4 protein-coding genes are annotated in these 3,991 nt (G+C 51.9%); 1 reads left to right on the plus strand and 3 read right to left on the minus strand.

Annotated elements, in window-relative coordinates:
- Window positions 1-1,132: hypothetical protein (locus VB081_RS09775; RefSeq protein ID WP_323400636.1), on the minus strand; the 1,132-nt coding region annotated here is incomplete at its 3' end.
- A 2-nt stretch (window positions 1,133-1,134) separates the two neighbouring features.
- Entirely contained in the window at window positions 1,135-2,466 is a 1,332-nt protein-coding gene (locus VB081_RS09780) for a Sapep family Mn(2+)-dependent dipeptidase (RefSeq protein WP_323400637.1), read from the minus strand.
- A gap of 209 nt (window positions 2,467-2,675) precedes the next feature.
- Between VB081_RS09780 and VB081_RS09785 the strand changes: the two genes are divergently transcribed.
- Window positions 2,676-3,188 carry a CarD family transcriptional regulator gene (locus tag VB081_RS09785; RefSeq protein WP_323400638.1) on the plus strand — a complete coding sequence of 171 codons (513 nt, stop codon included), beginning with the start codon at window positions 2,676-2,678 and terminating at the stop codon, window positions 3,186-3,188.
- Window positions 3,189-3,258: 70 nt separating this feature from the next.
- On the opposite strand, the gene VB081_RS09790 is transcribed toward VB081_RS09785, so the two are convergent.
- A partial coding sequence (locus tag VB081_RS09790; RefSeq protein WP_323400639.1) for a hypothetical protein occupies window positions 3,259-3,991 on the minus strand: 733 nt, incomplete at its 5' end.

A 3,991-nucleotide genomic window follows, 5' to 3' on the forward strand; every position in this document is an offset into this window, starting at 1 on the left:
AGCTTCCCATCACGATAGCGATGCCGTTTGCAATCGCCAAAATGAGTACTACGCCGAGCAGGTCTTTTGCGCCGTCAAGAAAGTTCTTGATGAAATCGTCCACCTTCATGTGGTTGATGACCATCAAAATGAGCGCACCCGCAAAGAACAGCACCGAAAATTCATTAAATCCCCAGTCGCCGAATGGTGTGGCGTTACCGGCGCCAAGGATGTCCCCCAATACGGGGACTTGTGAAAGTCCGATGCCGATGGCGTTGACCGTATTGCTTGCAGCGGTTCCTCCAAGAGACTCCCACGGGATATAGCCGATCATCAATATTGCCACCATGACTATAAATATGATTGCCGAAGCAAGCCGTACGGGCGTCATGGGCGGCAATTCCTTCTTTTCTCCGTCTACGCTCGTTTTGATCCCTTCTATGTGGGCGACCGCAGAACTTTCTGGATTTTTACGCACGCGCGCGCCATAGCGCATAAGCATGATGGTAGATAAAATGTACATTACGGCGAACAGAATGATACGCAGCACAATGCCCGAACCGATGGTCAGGTTAGGATCGCCGATCGCGCCCACCGCCGCACCCGTGGCGAACGGGTTTACCACGGCAGCCATATTGCCTACCGTCGCGCCCACAAAAAGCACGCCCATGCCCGTCATCACATCGTATCCGGCGAGCACAAACATAGGGATCACGACCAGTGAAAACGGCAAAATTTCTTCCCAAAAGCCAAACACAGTGCCCATCAGGGCAAACGCCAGATTCATGATGGCAATGAGCATACCGCCCTTCAAGCGTTTGAGCAGCCTGCCGATGCCCGCCTCAAGCGCGCCCGTCGCCGTCATCACGCTCAAAAAACCGCCTACAACAAGCAGGGCGATGCCTACGCCGCTCGCCCGCTGGAACCCTTCCACCGGCGCCATCAATATGTCCCACAAGCCCTGCGGCTGCGGCCCCGCGTCTTCGACGATCTGTCCTTCTTCGTTGAACGTCGCGTTATACACCACGTCACCCGTCTGAGGGTCGCGTACGGAAACGGGGATGAAATAGGTCAGAACAACCACGATGATAAGCACCATGAATATGATCACATAGGCACTGGGCATCTTGAATTTCTTCTTCACCTGTTCCATGTTCAGCCCCCCGTCGCCAGCAGCTCAAAGGCACGAATATAGACTTCCATCGATTTTTTGATATCCTTTATAACTGCGCATTCGTTGGCCTGATGCTCTGTTTTGGGTGCATCCGGCATAAGCGCGCCAAAGGCTACGATGTTATCCATACTGCGCGCGAATGTTGCGCCGCCTGTTGCAATGGGCTGTGTCTTCGTATCTCCCGTCACTTCCTGATAGGCCTGCATCAGCGCTTTTACAAGCGGCGTATCCGTCGAAATATGCAGTGGACGCAAATAGTCGAATTCTTCTACGGTAATGCCGTAAGGCTGTGCTGCCTTTGTGAGTGCATCCGTTACTTTTTCCTTTTCGTATGTCACGGGAAAGCGGATATCTACCCCTAGCTCCTGCTTGCCCGGCTTAAAATCCGCCAGTCCGACATTGAATGTGAGCTTGCCTGAATATTCATCAGATACGTCGCCGAATATATTGCGCCCATTTGCGTCCGTGCATTTTTCTGCAACGAAACGGAGCATATCTTCTTTTCGACCCGCAGAAACAAGTGCTTCGCACAGCCGCACGATCGCATTGACGCCCTTGTCGGCAGCCATTGCATGCGCCGCTTTCCCACGGACAACAAGGTTGCCGCCTTCCTTTGCGAATTCATATCCAAGCTTTTGCAGAGCGCTTTGCGTTTGCGCATCGTCAGCCGTCTGCGCGCGGCTTGCGACCGCGTTCAGCGCTGTGCCGCCCGTAAGCGTTATACTGTCCTTTTGCGCTGCGCTAAGCGTATATTCCACCAGTCCTTTTTCTGCGTACAGCAGCGGGAAATCCGCATCCGGCGTAAAGCCGAATGTAGGAAGCTCCTCTTTTTTTACATAGGCCTTTACGCCGCGCCACAACGATTCCTCGTCCGTACAAAAAATAAAGCGAACGCGCTTATTGAGCTTTGCCCCACTGTCTAAGAGAATCTTCAGCGCATAGAGTGCGCTTAATGTAGGCCCTTTGTCGTCGCTCACCCCGCGCCCATAGAGCATGCCGTCCTTTTCCGTCAGCTCAAACGGCGGCGTTGCCCAATTCTCCGCGTCATCTGCGGGCACAACGTCTAAGTGTCCGAGTACGCCCATCATTTCTTTGCCCTCACCGATCTCGGCATACGCATAGTACCCATCCGGATCTACCGTAACCGCAAACCCCATGCGCCGCGCAATGTCTGCCATCGTACGCAATGCCTGCGCAACGCCCGCGCCAAACGGCGCGCCATCCTCTGCCGGTGCGTTTTTGCTGTTTGCCGCCACCAGCGCGCGTAAATCAGTTACATATTCCGGAAACATAGCTTCTATTGCTGCTTTCATGTTCCCACCCCCTATTGTATAATGATTAGTAAATATATACCCTGGTTTTTTAATGAATAACACGATTGTAATGCGTCTGAAATAAAAATAACTTACCTTTTCTTCTGTTTTTCTGGTATACTATAGATAATGACGTGCAGTCAAAAGACGTAAGTCCTGTCGTTTTTGATGTGCGTCCTTTTTTTACCATCAAAAAGGAGTGAGAAACCATGTTCCAAACAGATGATTATGTGATGCACGAATCCGCAGGCGTATGCCGGATAGCGGGTGTGGAGTCCCGCGACTTTATGCAGTCGGGGCAGGCAAAGCAATATTATAGTTTAAAACCCCTGCACTCTCCCTGTGACAGTATCTTTGTCCCGGTAGAGGGTGACGTGCGTATGCGTGATATCTTAACGCGGAGCGAGGCAACTGAACTGATCGACAAAATCCCCAATATCGAGGCAGACATCTTAGACGATGACAGCACACGCGAGCAAATCTGTAAAGACGCTTTGCAGTCTTTTGATTGTTATGAATGGGTGCGCATCGTAAAAAGCCTGCATCTGCGCATTTCCCTGCGCAAGCAGGAGGGAAAAAAACCGCTTCTGACAGACGAGAAATATCTGATGCTTGCCGAAGATTATTTACACGGCGAGCTTTCTGTGGCGCTTGACATCCCGCTTGACGAAATCGGGCCGTATATCGCGCGCAAAGTCCGCGAATCCAAAATAGACTGGTAGCATATTACGAACAGCAAAAAGCCGTGTAAGGGATTGTTTTCCCTTCGCGGCTTTTCATATTGTCTTATTTTCAGATATAGTGTATCTCGATCCCTGCCATCGAAACATTGCCGCTGAGCGTGACATTTGGCGAGGCTTCGTCGTGGTGCGGCGTGCCCGTAAAGTTCAAACCGCCCATGCCGGTATGGGTACTGTTTAATATCTTCCAGTTGCGCGGTACATATAGCTCTATACTGCCGAATTTGCAATCCACGTATATCTCCGCCCCGTTCGGGCTTACGGTCACCTTGTCAAAATACACCTCCAGCGAACCGAACGAGCAGGACAGATGTGCGTATTCGAGCGCGTCCGCCTGCAAATAGCGCGTTGTCCCGCTGAAGCTTACATTGATGGACGGACGGTTTTCGTTTTGCATGTCTTCCGAGATCGTTCCCTCGCGGTGGTGGCTCCCGTGGGAGTGATGACCGTGAGAGCAGTGGCTGTGGGAAAAATGGTCGTCATACCTTGGTCGCTTGTAGAACAATATCCCAAACCCGATCGTCAGAAGTATGCCCGCGACGATCAATATCCACGGCTCGAGATAGGGCAGCGCGAGCGGCCCCTGAAAGATCATATAGAGCAGCGCGAGCGGGACAAATATTCCCCATGCGCCCCGGTGCATGATGCACTGTACGATCACAGCGATGAGCAGGATCGCGCCCAGCAGCGGCCAAAATCCCATATTGCCGAACGGCACAAGCTGGCTTGCGATAAGTACCACCGTCGCCAGAATAAAGAATATCCCCCAAAACCAATTTCTATTT

Source organism: Christensenella sp. (assembly GCF_034927525.1).
In the GTDB taxonomy this organism is placed as follows: domain Bacteria; phylum Bacillota; class Clostridia; order Christensenellales; family Christensenellaceae; genus Christensenella.

Coding starts and splice junctions, on each gene's coding strand:
- VB081_RS09785 (WP_323400638.1), top strand. CDS start 2,676: ATGTTCCAAACAGATGATTATGTGATGCACGAATCCGCAGGCGTATGC.
- VB081_RS09780 (WP_323400637.1), bottom strand. CDS start 2,466: ATGAAAGCAGCAATAGAAGCTATGTTTCCGGAATATGTAACTGATTTA.